Genomic DNA, 15829 nt, shown 5'->3' on the forward strand with positions numbered 1-15829 from the left:
ATGAGCACAGAAAGCACTCCCGCGCTCCTGCCGGGCGCGGCGGGCGTGGACGCTGTGCAGACCGGCGGTCCGGCTCCGGCCGGGCCGTCGGCCCGCAGCCCACGTGCCCGCAGCACGACCGCGTACCTCCGTTACGCGGCGGGCAAGCTGGCCGGTGCGGCCGTCTCGCTGTTCGCCGTGCTCGTCACCAGCTTCTTCCTCTTCCGGCTGATCCCCGGTGACCCGGTCAAGCAGATGACCGGCGGACGGCAGGTGTCGACCGAGCAGATCGCCGCGATGCGCAGGGAGTTCGGGCTGGACCTGCCGCTCTGGCAGCAGTTCACCGAATACTGCGGCAAGGCCCTGACCGGGGACTTCGGTACGTCGTACCAGTTCCACGCACCCGTCATCGACAAGATCACCGAAGCACTGCCCGCGACCCTCCTGCTCACCGGTACGGCCTTCGTGATCTACACCGCGATCGGCATCTGGCTGGGTGCCAGGTCCGCCTGGCGCAACGGCTCGGCGGGGGACCGCTTCCACACCGCCTTCGCCCTGACGCTGTACTCGGTTCCCTCCTTCTGGCTCGGTCTCCTCCTGATCGTCACCCTGTCGGTGGGCATCGGCCCGATCCCCGGTCTCTTCCCGACCGGCGGCATGGAGTCAGGGAACGAGAGCGGCTTCGGTTACGTCCTCGACGTGGCCCACCACCTGGTCCTTCCCGTCGTCACGCTCGTCGCCGTCGAGTACGCGCGGACCCTGCTGGTGATGCGCTCCTCGCTGCTCGACGAGATGGGCAGCGACTATCTGACGACGGCACGGGCGAAGGGGCTGCGCGACGACCTCGTACGCCGGCGCCACGCCGTGCCGAACGCCATGCTGCCGACGGTGACCCTGCTCTTCGTGAACCTGGGCAACACGGTGGCGGGCGCCATCCTCGTGGAGACGGTGTTCTCCTGGCCGGGCCTGGGCGGCCTGTTCTACCAGGCCCTGAGCGTGCCCGACCTGCCCCTCGTGCAGGCCCTGTTCTTCGTCTTCGCCGCCGCGGTGATCCTGATGAACACGCTCGCCGATGTGATCTATCCGCTCCTCGATCCCCGGGTGGGCCGATGACGACCACGACGACCGACGCCGCGCCGGCAGGCAGCCCGCGCGCCCTCACCTGGGCCCGCAGGCGCCATGCGGCGGCCCGCTTCTGGCAGCAGTACCGGAGCCACCGGGCGGGGCTCGCGGGCCTCGTCGTGCTCGTGCTCATCGCGGTGGTCGCGCTGGCCGCCCCGCTGCTCGTGGGCGCCGACTCGCAGAGCGTCACCGCCGCTCCCGGCGGCCCGCTGGAGTCGCCCAGCGGCGCCTTCCCGCTCGGCACCGACCAGTTCGGCCGGAGCCTCCTGGCCCTGCTGGCGTGGGGCACCCGGGTGTCGCTGACCGTCGGGCTGCTCGCCGCGTTCCTCTCGGTGGCCATCGGCACCCTCGTGGGCATCACGGCCGGTCACTTCAAGGGCTGGTACGGGAACGTCGTCATGAGGATCACCGACTGGTTCCTCGTGATGCCGACCCTCGTCCTCGCCATCGCCCTGGCCACCGTGCTCTCGCGGTCCGTCTGGACGACGATCCTCGCCATCGGTGTGACGACGTGGCCCACCACCGCGCGGCTCGTGCGCGCGCAGACGCTGTCGGTGGAGTCCCGCCCGTACATCGAGCGCTCCAAGGCGCTCGGCGGCGGGCACGGTCACATCATGTCCCGGCACGTGCTGCCCAACGTGATGCCGCTGGTGCTCGCGCAGACCACGCTGGTGATCTCCACCGCCATCCTCACCGAGGCGACCCTCGCCTTCCTCGGGCTCGGCGATCCCACGATCGTCTCCTGGGGCGGGCTGCTCCAGGACGCCCGTGAGGCCGGAGCGGTCAGCTCCGGCAACTGGTGGTACCTCGCTCCGCCCGGACTCGCCATCGCGGTCGTCGCCCTCGCGTTCACGCTCTGCGGCCGTACCATCGAGTCCGTGCTCAACCCCAAGCTGGGGGTGACCCGTTGACCGCCGTGAAGACAGAGACCGTGACGGAGACCGGGACCGGGCATCCGCTGCTCGAGGTCCGGGACCTCCATGTCACCTACGGCTCGGGGGCTGCCGCCGTCCCCGCCGTACGGGGCGTCGACCTGCGGGTCGACGCCGGCCAGAAGCTGGGCATCGCCGGGGAGTCCGGATGCGGCAAGTCCACCCTGGCGCTCGCACTGCTGCGGCTGCTGCCCGCGTCAGCGACCCTGAGAGGCGAGATCCTGCTGGACGGCGAGGACGTCCTCACCATGAAGTGGGGCCGGCTGCGGGCCGTGCGCTGGGCGGGGGCGTCGATCGTCTTCCAGGGCGCCATGCACTCGCTGAACGCCGTGCACCGCATCGGGGACCAGATCGCCGAGCCGATCCTGCTGCACCGCAGGGCCACTCCGGCCGCCGCGCGGAAGCGGGCCGGTGAGCTGCTCGAGCAGGTGGGGCTTCCGGCGGCGCGCGCGGACGCCTATCCGCACGAGCTGTCGGGTGGCCAGCGCCAGCGCGTGATGATCGCCATGGCACTGGCCTGCGACCCGCGGCTGATCATCGCCGACGAGCCGACCACCGCGCTCGACGTGATGATCCAGGCGCAGATCCTGCGGCTGATCGAGCGGCTCGTCGCCGACCAGGACCTCGGACTGATCATGATCAGCCACGATCTGGCCGTCCTCTCCGACACCTGCGACCGTCTGTCGGTGATGTACGCGGGCCGGGTCGTCGAGGAGGGCCCCGCCGAGCAGGTGTACGAGAACGCCCGGCACCCCTACGGCAGCGCGCTCTCGGCCGCCTTCCCCCGCATCGGTGACCTGTCGTCCCGGCACGCGCCGCGCGGCCTGCCGGGCGACCCGCCGGACCCGGCGGCCCTGCCGTCCGGGTGCACGTTCCACCCTCGCTGCCCGGTGGCGCTGGACTCCTGTGCCACCGAGGACCAGGAGCTGCGGCATGCCGGGCAGGACCGGCGGGCGGCCTGCGTGCTCGTGGAGCCGGGCGCGGCGACGGCGTCCGGCCCGCACGGCGGCGCCGACGAAGCAAGGAGTACATCGTGACCACCACTCCTGAGGCACCCCTGCTCAGCGCCCAGGCCCTGCAGGTCGCGTTCCCCGGCAGGCGCGGGGCGGCGACGGCCCGTGCGGTGGACGGCGTCGACCTCGACATCCGGCCCGGCGAGATCGTCGCCCTGGTCGGGGAGTCGGGCTGCGGCAAGACGACCCTGGCCCGCTCGCTGCTGGGCCTCGTACCGCCCACGGCGGGCCGGGTCACCTTCGCCGGGGAGCCGCTCGACTACTCGGCCCGGGCGCTCAAGGCGTACCGCAAGCGGGTGCAACTGGTGCTCCAGGACCCGAGCGGCTCCCTGAATCCACGGCACACGGTGTACGACGCGGTGGCGGAGGGCCTGCGCATCCACGGGTACGCGGGTGACGAGCACGCGGCCGTGTCCGGAGCGCTGGCTCGGGCGGGGCTGCGCCCCCCGGAGCGGTTCTTCCTGAAGTACCCGCACGAGCTGTCCGGTGGCCAGCGCCAGCGGGTCGTGATCGCGGGCGCGCTGGTCCTGGAGCCGGAGCTCATCGTCGCGGACGAACCGGTGGCCTCCCTCGACGCGTCCGTGCGTGGCGAGATCCTGGCGCTGCTGCTGCGGCTGCGCGACGAGCTGGGCCTGTCGGCGCTGGTCGTGACGCACGACCTGGGCCTCGCCTGGAACATCGCGGACCGGGTGGCGGTGATGTATCTGGGCCGGATCGTCGAGACGGGTGACGTGGAGCAGATCCTGACCGCGCCCCGTCACCCGTACACGCAGGCCCTGCTGTCCGTGCTGCCGGAGGCGGAGGGCGAGCCGGTGATCCTCACGGGTGAGCCGCCGGACCCGTCGAAGGTGCCGTCCGGCTGCCGTTTCCACGCCCGCTGCCAGGTGCTCGCCTCGGGTGAGGCGGAGCGGGCCGGGGTGGCGGACGCGTGCCGCACGAAGGACCTGCCGGTGCTGGGGGGCGGCGCCGGGACGCAGGTGGCGTGCCACTGGGCGGCAGCGTCGGTGGGCGCGGTCACCTGAGGCCTCGCGTCCGGATCAGGCCGGGCCCGGTGCCCTGCCGCCCCGCATCGCCGTGCTGTCGCCGGGTGCTCCAGGAGTCCTTCCCCGGGGCTCCCGGATCCGCCCTGGCAGGGGGGACCCCGACGGGCGCCTTCCTCGGCCCCGCGATGCACGGCACGGGGCCCCGCTCCCCCCGATCCGGCCTGATCCGGACCGGAGTCCCTGGACCGTGTCCGCACACAGGTCAGGCCTCCGGCTGCCGGGTGTGGTGGATCGTCCCGGTGAGCTCGCTCAGCGGGCGCCCCGTGCCGCCCCAGCGGTGCTGGACGATCTCGGCGGCGATGGACACCGCCGTCTCCTCCGGCGTACGGGCCCCGAGGTCGAGCCCCACGGGTGAGGCGAGGCGGGCCAGGCCTTCCTCGTCCACCCCGGCCTCGCGCAGCCGGGCGATCCTGTCCGCGTGGGTGCGCCGGCTGCCCATGACACCGATGTACGCGGCGGGCGTGCGCAGTGCCTCGGCCAGCAGCGGCACGTCGAACTTGGGGTCGTGCGTCAGCACGCAGACGACCGTGCGCGCGTCGACCGCGGTCGACGCCAGGTAGGTGTGCGGCCACGCGCAGACGACCTCGTCGGCCGTGGGGAAGCGCTGCCGGGTGGCGAAGGCCGGACGGGCGTCGCACACCGTCACCCGGTAACCCAGGAAGGACCCGATCCGGGCCGTCGCAGCCGCGTGGTCGATGGCCCCGAAGACGAGCATCCGGGGCGCGGGCGCGAACGTCTGGACGAAGACGGTCACGTCCTGCATGCGGCGCTCGCCGTGCGCGCCGTAGCGGTGGCTCGCCGTGGCCCCTTGCGCGAGGAGTCCCCGCGCGTCGTCGGTGACGGCGGCGTCGAGCCCCTCGTCACCGAGCGAACCGCTGACCCGGCCGGCCAGGACCACCCGGCGGGCCCCCATGGAGGCCGGCGGGGCGACCACGGTCGCGACCGCGACGGGCTCCCCGGCGGCGACGAGGTCGACCAGTTCACGCAGCCGGTCCCGGTCCGCCTCCGTGGTGCAGGGCTGCACCAGCACGTCGAGCGTTCCGCCGCAGGTCAGCCCCACACCGAGGGCGTCCTCGTCGCTGATGCCGTACGTCCGCAGCTGCGGACCGCCCGTGGCGAGCACCTCGGAGGCCACCTCGCACACATCGCTCTCCACGCAGCCCCCGGAGACGCTGCCCGCGACCGTGCCGTCGGCGCTCACCGCCATCACGGCGCCCGGGTCGCGCGGCGCGCTCCCCCGGACCGCCACGACGGTGGCGAGGGCGAAGGGCGTGCCGGAGGTGTGCCAGTCGCGCAGTTCGGACAGCAGTTCACGCACGGTGCGCGCCTCCCGGGGTTCGGCGGTTCCTTCCTCCGACGATGCCCGGGTGCGGGCGTGCCCACCACAGGAGGGCGTCAGCCCCGCTCGTACGCCGCGATCAGCTCGGCGGACCGCTTCACGTCGGCGGCCATCGCCACGAGCAGGTCGTCGATCGAAGCGAACTTCAGCATGCCGCGCACATACGCGAGGAAGTCCACGGCGACGTGCAGCCCGTACAGCTCGAGGCCCACCCGGTCGATCGCGTACGCCTCGACGGTCCGCTCCGTGCCGTCGAACTGCGGGTTGGTGCCGACCGAGATCGCGGCCGGCATGGCCTCGCCGTCCACCGTCAGCCAGCCCGCGTAGACGCCGTCGGCCGGGATCGCGGTGTGCGGCAGCGTCTGCACGTTCGCCGTCGGGAAGCCGAGCTCGCGACCTCGCTGCGCGCCACGCACCACGACGCCCTCGACCCGGTGGGGGCGGCCGAGGATCTCGGCGGCTCCTTCGACGTCGCCCTGCGCGACCAGGCGGCGGGTGAGCGTCGAGGAGAACGGCTCGCCGCCGCCCGCCTCACCGCTGACGAAGAGATCGATGACCTCGACGTCGTAGTCGTACGTCCGGCCGAGCTCGGCCAGGAGCGTGACGTTGCCGGCGGCCTTGTGGCCGAAACGGAAGTTCGGGCCCTCGATGACCAGCCGCGCGTGCAGCTTGTCGACGAGCACCTTGACGATGAACTCGGCGGGCGCCAGCTTCGAGAATTCGGTGGTGAACGGCAGGATCAGCACCGCGTCCACGCCGAGGCCCGCCATCAGTTCGGCGCGCCGCTGGTGCGGGGCGAGCAGCGGCGGATGGGTGCCCGGACGGACGACCTCGCTCGGGTGCGGGTCGAAGGTCACGACGACGGCCGGGACGCCGAGCTCGCGCGCCCGTTCCACCGCCCGGCCGATGATCAGCTGGTGCCCGCGGTGCACCCCGTCGTAGGAGCCGATGGTGACGACGCTGCGTCCCCAGTCCTCGGGGATGTCCTCCAAGCCACGCCAGCACTGCACTGTGACCGCTCCTCGCCCGAACCTGTGTACGTGTGTATGACCATTACGCAGGTCTAAGACTGCCATGCTCACGTCCCGCCGCCTGCATCGGCACCGTCATCCCCTGCTGTGATCCGTCCAGGGCCCCCACCGTGCGCCGGGCACCGGGGCCTACGACGGCCGCCCACTCCTGTGGGGCGTCGGCCAGCCAGCCGGTGACGAGCGCGGCGAAGCCGGCCACGTTCCGGGCGAGTTCGACGAGCGCGCCGTCGAAGAGCGCGGCGCCCTCAGGGGTCCGTACGAGGAGCATCCCGGTGCGGTGCACCAGCGCCCTCGTACGGGCTTGCGGGTGCCGGGCGCAGCCGGCCGCCGCGGCCCGCAGCAGGGCGGTCAGCACGTCCGGGTCTGGGCCGGTGTCCTGCTCGAAGTCCAGGAGCACCTCCAGGAGCTCGGCCCGCAGCGGCCTGGACACCGCGCTCCCCCGGCCGGCGAGCACCCGGGCCAGCGCGGCGCGCACCGGAGGCGCTGCGGGGCGGTCCCGGAGCAGCCCGGTCACCAGGGGCAGGAGCAGCGCGCGGGCGGCGGGGCCGTGCTCGAGCCTGCGCTCGACGTAGGCGGCGACCCGGTCCGCCGAACCGGCGTCCGGATGACAGTCGATGTACTGCCGCAGGAGGCCTGGGGCGTGCAGGGCCAGCGCGGGCGTGTCCGTGCCCGCCAGCTCCCGCAGGACGTCGTCGGCGGCGTCACCGGGGAGCGACAGCCGGGCCCGCAGCGCGGCGAGCACCGGCTCCGGATGCTCGGGGAACACCTCGGTCAGCACGGTCACCGGCAGCCCGGGATCACCGGTGGCGAAGATCCGCAGGGCCTGCGGCAGATGGCGGCCCCTGGTCTGCGGATCCCGTACGAGCAGGGTGAGCGCCGGGGCGTGCAGGTCCGCGTCCGCCGGCCGGGCGAGCAGGGTCTGCGCCGCGCCGCGCAGCAGGGCCCGATCGTCGTCCGAGGTGACGAGGCCCGCGGTCAGCGTGGCGTGGACGGCCGCCGCTGCCCGGCGTTCGGGCCGGTCCTCGTCACGGGCCCAGCGGTCGACGGCCCGGCAGAGCGCGGACGGTTCGTCCTCGGCGAGGGCGGCGAGGAGTTCGGCGGCACGGGGATGCGCGGTGTCGACGAGCGCCTCCGTCAGGTCGTCCACCGCGAGGTCGCGGCGGGCGTACAGCAGGGCCTGCGCGGCGGCGGCCACGGTGAGCCGCATCGTCGCGCCGTCCTCGGCGTGCAAGGGGGTCTCGTCGGTGAACCAGCGGCAGAGCAGCGGCTGGACGGCGCGGGGGGCGGCGGTGAGGCGCCTGGCGACGGCGTCCAGGTAGCGCTCCGCGCCGTCAGCGCGAGGAGCGCCGTCAGCGGGTACGAGTCGGCGCAGGAGGTCGAGCCGGTCCGCCTCCGGCAGCCGGATCCGCCGCCAGAACCACGGCCCGAAGGCGGCGTAGGGTCCGAGCGCCTCGGGTCCCTGCCCGGCCCGGGAACGCCGGGCGATCCGGCCGGAGAGCACTCGGAGCACACCGAGGTACGGCAGCCCGTCGGGCACCCGCAACAGGCTCTCGCGCAGCAGATGGGCCGCCCACCAGACCGCGTCGGCGTGCCGGCCGGACATACCGCCGCCCCGGCCGGCCGGCAGGCGGTCCATCGCCTCGATCAGATCGGCCATCCGGTGGGCCTGCGCGGCGCTGCCCCGACGGCGTTCCAGCAGGAGCATCGCCTGGACCACCGGGCCGATGCGGTGACGCGGTACGGGAAGGTTGCGGGGCTCCGGGCGGGAGGTCCCCCCGTCCCCTGCCCGGCCGGTCCTCCCCACCGTCCACATATGCTCCTGCGCCCCCGCCCGCCGCACCGTCCCCGCCTTGCCCGGACGGGTGACGGACCACGACGCCGTGCCCCGGCCTCCAGGACCGCCCTGCGCGTCCTGCGCGTCCTGCGGCGGCGGGTCCTCCGCGTGCCAGCGGTGGACCAGTGACCGCAGCGCGGCGTCCAGATCCAGGTGGGCACCCTGCAGCCAGTCGCCCAGCTCCTCGTGGGCGAAGCGGTATCCGGCGCCCGCCGGGACCAGCAGCCCTTCGGTGAGGACGGCCGAGGCCCATCCCGTGCGCCAGGGGAAGACCTCCTCGAAGGCCCCCCTGTCCAGCTCCCCCTGCCCCGGCCCGAGACAGCGCCGGGCCGCTTCGTGGACCTGCCCGGCCACCTTCGCCGCCAGTCTGCGGACGGCCGTGCCCCGCAGCCGGGGTTCGGCCCGGGCCCCGATGCGGACGGCGATCCGGACGCACGCGAGGTCCAGATGGGCGGCGAAGACCTCCTCCGTACCGGGCCTTCCGGGCACGTCGGACGGCAGCGCCTCCCGTACCTCGGCGAGCAGGCGGAGAGTGAGGGGGTGGCGGTCGTGGCCCGGGGCGATCGCGCCGGGCGGGATGCCGTACCGGTCCCTGGCCCGCTCGGCCTGCTCGGCGGTCAGCTCCGCCAGCCGGACCGCGGGCGGCAGTCCCCCGGCGGGCCGCTCGGGGCGGTGCAGGGCGCCCCGGGGGTACAGCGCCCCGGCGGTCTCCCAGTGTTCGGGGCGGCAGGCGACGACCATCCGCACCCGGTGGGAGCGCAGCCAGCCGGCCGTCCCCCCGGTCCACGCGGCGAGCCGGTGGGCCAGCAGCGGAGGCATCTCCTCCGGACCGTCCACGACGACCAGCAGCCGGTTCCCGGACGCGGCGGCGAGGCCGGCGATCCGCTCGGGGGTGGCCGTCGCCATGTCGCCGGGGGCGCCGGCCGCGGTGACGATCCGCGCGGAGCGCCGGAGGACCCGCGTCATCGCGTCCGCCACGGAGGTGTCCTCGGCCAGCAGGTCGGCTCCGCGCAGCCAGAGGGTGAGGGCGGGGACGGCTCCGCGGGACCGGCGGACGGCCAGGGCGGCCAGTTCGGTGGTGCGGCCTGTCCCCGGCGCGCCGACCAGGCCAAGCACGAGCCCCGTACCTGCCTCGAAGGCGGTGAACTCCGCACTGACGTGCGGGCGTTCCACCGGTTCCCCGCTCCCCGGGCGGCCCGGGTGGCCGAGCGAGGTGGCGGTCAGCTGCAGCGCCCCTGCGAGATTGAGGTCGCGTCCGTATCCGGGGACGCCGTTGGCGTTGCGCCGCAGCAGCTCCGCCAGCGGCCCGTGGCCGACCGCGCCGGTGAGCGGCACCGCGAGTCCGGCCGCCTCGTGACCGGCCCGCAGAGCGGTGGAGAGCAGCCCCAGGACGGCACCCGTGTGCGGATCGGTCACCGGCCCGCCGACGGCGGCCCCGCCCGACCGCAGCGCGTCGCGCCCGTCCGTGCCGAGGGCGAGTTCCAGCGCCTCCCCCAGCGTGTGGCCGCGCCCGCTCTCCGTGTACGTCGCCGGCGTCGTCCCGAGCACCCGCGCCTCCCGCAGGCCGTGGGCGGCGATCCGTACATACGTGCCGGTCTCGATCCGGTCGCGAACGGCGATGGGGAGCGGCTCCACGCCCAGCGCCCCGGGCCCTCCGGTGGCGAGCAGGGCGAGGCCGAGCTCCGGAAGGGCGGTGATGTCACCGGGATCCACGCCACGGCTGCGGCCGCCCTCGCCGTGCAGCACGACGGCGGTGGCACCCGCCACGGCCTGATGGCAGGTGAGGACCGTGCCCCGGTCGTCCGCGACGAACCCGGTCCCCCGCGGCCGGCCGGCCTGATCGCAGATGCTCACCAGTGTCGACCGGTCCCCGCTGCCCATCCTCCGACGGTAGGTCCGGATGATCAGCACGCGTGGTGCGGGAGGCGAAAGCGCCCCCCGCACACCCCCCGGTCACTCCGAGCGCCCGTCCATCGGGGTGAAGGCGCGGGTCTTTCCGGACAGGGATGGTGCGGGGGAAGGGGGATCGTGGGGCGGGCATCGGGGGGACTGCCCGCCCCACGACGGTACGTACGTCCGGCGGAGGTGGCGATCAGGCGAAGACGGCGAGGCTCTTGGCCTTGCCCTTCTGCTCCTCGACCAGCACGAGGAACGTGCCGTCGGGCCCGAAGACCGCGACCGGCCCCGGCGGGCAGGCCGGCATGTCCAGCCGCACGCCGTTGAGCAGCAGCTTGGCCCGCTTCTCGTCCACGTCCCATCGGGGGAACGCCGAGGCCGCCGCCTCGGCCACGGGCATCACGGTCAGCTCCTGCTGGTGCTGTTCGAGTGTCCTGGCGGCGTCGAGCCCGTACGGGCCGACACGGGTGCGCCGCAGAGCGGTCAGATGCCCCCCGACGCCGAGTCCGGCACCGAGATCGCGGGCCAGCGCCCGGATGTACGTACCCGAGGAGCAGACGACCGAGACGACCAGGTCGACGACGGGCGTGCCGTCCTCGGCGACCGCCTCGCGGACGTCGTAGACGCGGAAGGACGAGATGGTCACCGGGCGGGCCGGGATCTCGAACTCCTCGCCGCCCCGCACCCGGGCGTACGACCGTTTGCCGTCGATCTTGATGGCACTGACCTTGGACGGCACCTGCATGATCGCGCCGGTCAGTCCGGCGACCCCGGCGTCGATGCCCTCACGCGTCACGCCCGAGGCGTCGGTGGACGAGGTGATCTCGCCCTCCGCGTCATCGGTGACGGTGTCCTGGCCGAGCCGGATCGTACCGAGGTACTCCTTCTCGGTCAGCGCGAGGTGGCCGAGCAGCTTGGTGGCCCTCTCGACGCCGAGCACCAGCACGCCGGTGGCCATCGGGTCGAGCGTGCCGGCGTGGCCGACCCTGCGGGTGCGGGCGATGCCGCGCATCTTGGCCACGACGTCGTGCGAAGTGAAGCCGGACGGCTTGTCGACGATGACAAGTCCGTCCGGCGTCCTGTTCTGCTTGTTCTGCGTCATGCGGACGGCGAGCCCTCGTCGTTCTCGTCGGACTCGTCGTCCTCGGGCTTGCGGTACGGGTCCGCGTCACCGGCGTAGGCGGCGCCGGAGGACGCCTCACGGACCTTGGCGTCCGAGGCACGTGCCCGGTCGAGCAGGTCCTCGATCGCCTTGGCGTTGTCCGGAAGGGCGTCCGCCACGAAGGCCAGGGTCGGGGTGAACTTCGTCCCCGCCGCCGCGCCGACCGCCGAGCGCAGGATGCCCTTGGCGCTCTCCAGGCCGGCGGCAGCGCTCGCCCGCTCCTCGTCGTCGCCGTAGACCGTGTAGAAGACCGTGGCCTCCCGCAGGTCGCCGGTGACCCGGGTGTCCGTGATGGTCACGTGCGTGCCCAGACGCGGGTCCTTGATACCGCGCTGCAGTTTCTCGGCGACCACCACCTGGATGAGGTCCGCCAGTTTCTTCGCCCGCGCGTTGTCGGCCACTGGACCGTCTCCTTCTTGCTCAATCGTCTTCGTCGCTGTGCAGCCGCCGTCGTACGGACAGCAACTCCACTTCCGGCCGACCCGCGATCATGCGCTCGCACCGGTCGAGTACGTCTGTGAGGTGCCCGGTGTCCCCGGAGACCACGGCAAGACCGATCTCGGCCCTGCGGTAGAGGTCCTGGTCGCCCGTCTCCGCGACGCTCACCCCGAACTTGCGGTGCATCTCGGCGACGATCGGGCGGACGACCGAGCGTTTCTCCTTCAACGACCGTACGTCGCCGAGGAGCAGATCGAAGGACAGTGTCCCCACATACATGTAAGTCCGGATGTCCCGCCGGTTCGGGATAGTGCCCCGCCCCTGCTTGGCGGGGACACCAGAACCGTACACGGAACGGCCGGGGCCGATCGACGGGAATTACGACCCGTCGACCGGCCCCGACCTCTGAGGAGAGCCGGGGTTCCCCCCGGCACTCCCCGTGGATCAGCCTCGCGGCTTCTCGCGCATCTCGTACGTCGCGATGACGTCGTCGATCTTGATGTCGTTGAAGTTTCCGAGGTTGATACCGCCCTCGAAGCCTTCGCGGATCTCGGTGACGTCGTCCTTGAAACGGCGCAGACCGGAGATGTTGAGGTTCTCCGCGATGACCTTGCCATCGCGCAGCAGGCGCGCCTTGGTGTTGCGCTTGACCTCGCCGGAGCGGACCAGCACACCGGCGATGTTGCCCAGCTTGGACGAGCGGAAGATCTCGCGGATCTCCGCCGTGCCGAGCTCGACCTCTTCGTACTCCGGCTTGAGCATGCCCTTGAGGGCCGCTTCGATCTCTTCGATCGCCTGGTAGATGACCGAGTAGTACCGGACGTCCACACCCTCGCGCTCGGCCATCTGCTCGGCACGCCCTGCGGCGCGCACGTTGAAGCCGATCACGATGGCGTCGGAGCCGGTCGCCAGGTTGATGTCCGACTCGGTGACCGCACCCACACCGCGGTGCAGGACCCGGATGTCGACCTCTTCACCGACGTCGAGCTGGAGCAGCGAGGACTCGAGGGCCTCCACCGAACCGGACGCGTCGCCCTTGATGATGAGGTTGAGTTCCTGGACCAGACCGGCCTTGAGCGCCTCGTCCAGGTTCTCCAGGGAGAACCGGACACCCTTGCGGGCGAAGTTGGCGTTGCGCTCGCGGGCAGCACGCTTCTCGGCGATCTGACGGGCCGTACGGTCCTCGTCGACCACCAGGAAGTTGTCGCCGGCACCCGGGACGTTGGTGAGACCCAGGACCAGGACGGGGGTCGAGGGACCCGCTTCCTGGACGTTGTTGCCGTTGTCGTCGAGCATCGCCCGGACACGGCCGTACGCGTCGCCGACGACCATCGTGTCGCCGATGCGCAGCGTTCCGCGCTGGACGAGGACGGTCGAGACGGCACCGCGGCCGCGGTCGAGGTGGGACTCGATCGCAATACCCTGCGCGTCCTGCTCCGGGTTGGCCCGCAGGTCGAGCGAGGCGTCGGCGGTGAGGACGACGGCCTCCAGCAGTGCCTCGATGTTGAGGCCCTGCTTGGCGGAGATGTCGACGAACATCGTGTCGCCGCCGTACTCCTCGGCCACCAGACCGAACTCGGTGAGCTGACCGCGCACCTTGGTCGGGTCGGCACCCTCGACGTCGATCTTGTTGACCGCGACCACGATCGGCACGTCGGCCGCCTTGGCGTGGTTCAGCGCCTCGATCGTCTGGGGCATCACACCGTCGTTCGCCGCCACCACGAGGATCGCGATGTCGGTGGACTTCGCACCACGTGCACGCATGGCGGTGAACGCCTCGTGACCCGGGGTGTCGATGAAGGTGATACGGCGGTCCTCGCCGTTGACCTCGGAGGAGACCTGGTACGCACCGATGTGCTGCGTGATACCGCCGGCCTCGCCCGCGACGACGTTCGTCTTGCGGATCGCGTCCAGCAGCCGGGTCTTACCGTGGTCGACGTGACCCATGACGGTCACGACCGGCGGACGGGAGACCAGAGCCTCTTCGCCGCCCTCGTCCTCACCGAACTCGATGTCGAAGGACTCGAGCAGCTCGCGGTCCTCCTCCTCCGGGCTGACGATCTCGAGGACGTAGTTCATCTCGTCCGCGAGGAGCTTCAGCGTCTCGTCGGAGACGGACTGCGTGGCGGTGACCATCTCGCCGAGGTTCATCATCACGGCGACGAGCGACGCCGGGTTGGCGTTGATCTTCTCCGCGAAGTCGGTCAGGGACGCACCGCGCGACAGCCGGACAGCCTGCCCGTTGCCGCGAGGCAGCATGACGCCGCCCACCGACGGGGCCTGCATGGCCTCGTACTCCTGGCGCCTCTGCCGCTTCGACTTGCGGCCACGACGCGCGGGACCACCGGGACGGCCGAACGCACCCTGTGTGCCACCACGGGCACCCGGGCCGCCGGGACGTCCACCGAAGCCGGGACGACCGCCGAAGCCGCCGCCACCACCGGGACGGCCTGCGCCGCCACCGCCACCGGGACCACCGGGACGGCCGGCGAAACCGCCACCGCCACCACCGGGACCGGCCGGACGGCCTGCGAAGCCGCCGCCACCGGGACGACCGCCGCCGCCACCGCCGGGACGACCCGCACCGGCGCCGGGACCACGGCCACCGCCGGGGCCACCACCGGGACGCGGGCCCGCGGCGGGACGCTGCGGCATCATGCCCGGGTTCGGACGGTTACCCGAGGGGGCACCGCCCGGACGGGGAGCCTGCGGACGGGGCATGCCGCCCGGAGCGGGTCGTGCACCACCCTGGCCCTGGGGGCGCGGAGCGCCGCCGGGACCACCCTGCGGGCGCGGGGCGCCGGGGCGCTCCTGACCGCCGCCGGGGCGCGGGGCACCGCCGGGACGGGGCGCCTGGGGGCGCGCCATGCCGGTGGAACCGCCGGAGGTGAAGGGGTTGTTGCCCGGACGGGGTCCGGCCGGACGTGCGCCGCCGGGGCGGGGTGCGCCCTGGCCCGCGGGACGTGCGGGACGGTCTCCGCCGCGCTCGCCGCCACGGCCGCCGTCACGCTCGCCACCGCGGCCACCGTCACGCTGACCGCCGGCCGGAGCCGGACGGGCGGGGCGGGGACCCGGGGTGGCACCCGCGGGACGCGGGGCCTGGGGCTGCTGGGGGGCGGCCGGCTGGGCCGGTGCCGGAGCCGAGAACTCGGCGGCGGGCACCGGGGTGACCGGGGCGGCCTTCGGCGCGGGCTTGGGGCCCGGACGGGGGCCCGCCGACGGCGCGGAGGGCGCCGCGGGGGCGCTGCTCGCCGGGGCCTCGGCTGCGGCCGGCTTGGGGGCCGGGGCGCCGGGCTTCGGGGCAGCGGGACGGGCCGCGGCGGCCGGAGACGGCGCCGCGGGCTTTGCGGGGGCGGCCTTGCGAGGCGCGCCAGGCTTTGCTGCGGACTTGCCGGCGTTGCCGCCGGGACCCTGCAGTGCGTCAGTCAATTTGCGTACAACCGGCGCCTCGATCGTCGAGGACGCCGAACGGACGAATTCACCGAGTTCTTGGAGCTTGGCCATGACGACCTTGCTCTCAACTCCGAACTCCTTGGCGAGTTCGTATACCCGGACCTTAGCCACTTCGCTCCTTTTAGGTCCGGGTTACCGCCGGACCGTCGCTACTTCATGGGCGTACTCATCGCGTACTCATCGAGTGCTCATCGCAATCTCGACCTACTTCCAACTCGCGAGGTACCTGACCGCACGGGGACCCGTGCCGTTCACTTGTCTTGCTCTGTCACCCGCTCGACGAACCGCTGCAGTGCCGCGGCGCCGAACGGCCCCTTGGCCTTGAAGGCCCGGGGGAATGCCCGGCGGCGGACCGCCAGGTCGAGACAGACGGAGGCGGGGTGCAGATACGCACCCCGGCCGGGCAGCGTACCGCGTGGATCAGGGACAACGTCTCCCCTGTCCACCACGATGCGCAGCAGCTCGCTCTTGGCCGCCCGCTCCCGGCATCCCACACAGGTTCGTTCGGGGCAAGCGCGGGCGTGCGTCCGGCCAGACACGGCTAAGTCTACCTCCCCGTATCGACCTCACCCCTTTGGGGCAAAAAT

Annotated in this window: 12 protein-coding genes; 4 read left to right on the forward strand and 8 right to left on the reverse strand. The window is 73.1% G+C overall.

Annotated features, from left to right (window positions below; translation table 11 throughout):
- The 4 genes from QFZ58_RS10550 to QFZ58_RS10565 are packed head-to-tail and all read left to right on the forward strand — an operon-like array spanning position 1 to position 4068.
- Entirely contained in the window at positions 1–1092 is a 1092-nt protein-coding gene (locus QFZ58_RS10550) for an ABC transporter permease (protein ID WP_307124670.1), read from the forward strand.
- On the forward strand, positions 1089–2012 hold the full coding sequence (locus QFZ58_RS10555; protein ID WP_307124671.1) for an ABC transporter permease: 924 nt from the start codon (positions 1089–1091) through the stop codon (positions 2010–2012). The genes QFZ58_RS10550 and QFZ58_RS10555 overlap by 4 nt, the downstream gene beginning before the upstream one ends.
- A complete protein-coding gene (locus QFZ58_RS10560) occupies positions 2009–3070 on the forward strand; it encodes an ABC transporter ATP-binding protein (protein ID WP_307124672.1) in 1062 nt (353 codons plus the stop codon). Before QFZ58_RS10555 ends, QFZ58_RS10560 begins: the two co-directional genes overlap by 4 nt.
- Complete coding sequence (locus QFZ58_RS10565) at positions 3067–4068, forward strand: ABC transporter ATP-binding protein (protein ID WP_307124673.1); 1002 nt, start codon at positions 3067–3069, stop codon at positions 4066–4068. Before QFZ58_RS10560 ends, QFZ58_RS10565 begins: the two co-directional genes overlap by 4 nt.
- 223 nt (positions 4069–4291) lie before the next feature.
- Here the strand turns inward: QFZ58_RS10565 and QFZ58_RS10570 are convergent, their stop codons facing one another.
- From QFZ58_RS10570 to QFZ58_RS10605, 8 genes are all read right to left on the reverse strand, one after another.
- Positions 4292–5407 carry an XdhC family protein gene (locus tag QFZ58_RS10570; protein WP_307124674.1) on the reverse strand — a complete coding sequence of 372 codons (1116 nt, stop codon included), beginning with the start codon at positions 5405–5407 and terminating at the stop codon, positions 4292–4294.
- Between the two features lie 77 nt (positions 5408–5484).
- A complete protein-coding gene (locus QFZ58_RS10575) occupies positions 5485–6438 on the reverse strand; it encodes a bifunctional riboflavin kinase/FAD synthetase (protein ID WP_307124675.1) in 954 nt (317 codons plus the stop codon).
- 43 nt (positions 6439–6481) lie between these two features.
- Positions 6482–10174: a serine protease gene (locus tag QFZ58_RS10580; protein WP_307124676.1), complete on the reverse strand. Its 3693-nt coding sequence runs from the start codon at positions 10172–10174 to the stop codon at positions 6482–6484.
- Between the two features lie 211 nt (positions 10175–10385).
- On the reverse strand, positions 10386–11291 hold the full coding sequence (gene truB, locus QFZ58_RS10585) for a tRNA pseudouridine(55) synthase TruB (RefSeq protein WP_307124677.1): 906 nt from the start codon (positions 11289–11291) through the stop codon (positions 10386–10388).
- The gene (gene rbfA, locus QFZ58_RS10590) at positions 11288–11752 is read right to left on the reverse strand and encodes a 30S ribosome-binding factor RbfA (RefSeq protein WP_307124678.1); all 465 of its coding nucleotides are present in this window, start codon (positions 11750–11752) and stop codon (positions 11288–11290) included. The genes truB and rbfA overlap by 4 nt, the downstream gene beginning before the upstream one ends.
- Before the next feature lie 19 nt (positions 11753–11771).
- Positions 11772–12068 (reverse strand): DUF503 domain-containing protein, encoded by a 297-nt coding sequence (locus QFZ58_RS10595; protein WP_307124679.1) that lies wholly within the window; start codon positions 12066–12068, stop codon positions 11772–11774.
- A 165-nt stretch (positions 12069–12233) separates the two neighbouring features.
- Positions 12234–15353, reverse strand: a complete 3120-nt coding sequence (gene infB, locus QFZ58_RS10600) for a translation initiation factor IF-2 (RefSeq protein WP_307124680.1) — start codon at positions 15351–15353, stop codon at positions 12234–12236.
- Positions 15354–15493: 140 nt separating this feature from the next.
- Complete coding sequence (locus QFZ58_RS10605) at positions 15494–15781, reverse strand: YlxR family protein (protein WP_307124681.1); 288 nt, start codon at positions 15779–15781, stop codon at positions 15494–15496.
- Between the last annotated feature and the right edge of the window lie 48 nt (positions 15782–15829).

This window comes from Streptomyces sp. B1I3 (assembly GCF_030816615.1).
Lineage (GTDB): Bacteria > Actinomycetota > Actinomycetes > Streptomycetales > Streptomycetaceae > Streptomyces.

Coding starts and splice junctions, on each gene's coding strand:
- QFZ58_RS10595 (WP_307124679.1), bottom strand. CDS start 12,068: ATGTATGTGGGGACACTGTCCTTCGATCTGCTCCTCGGCGACGTACGG.
- QFZ58_RS10550 (WP_307124670.1), top strand. CDS start 1: ATGAGCACAGAAAGCACTCCCGCGCTCCTGCCGGGCGCGGCGGGCGTG.
- QFZ58_RS10580 (WP_307124676.1), bottom strand. CDS start 10,174: ATGGGCAGCGGGGACCGGTCGACACTGGTGAGCATCTGCGATCAGGCC.
- QFZ58_RS10555 (WP_307124671.1), top strand. CDS start 1,089: ATGACGACCACGACGACCGACGCCGCGCCGGCAGGCAGCCCGCGCGCC.
- truB (WP_307124677.1), bottom strand. CDS start 11,291: ATGACGCAGAACAAGCAGAACAGGACGCCGGACGGACTTGTCATCGTC.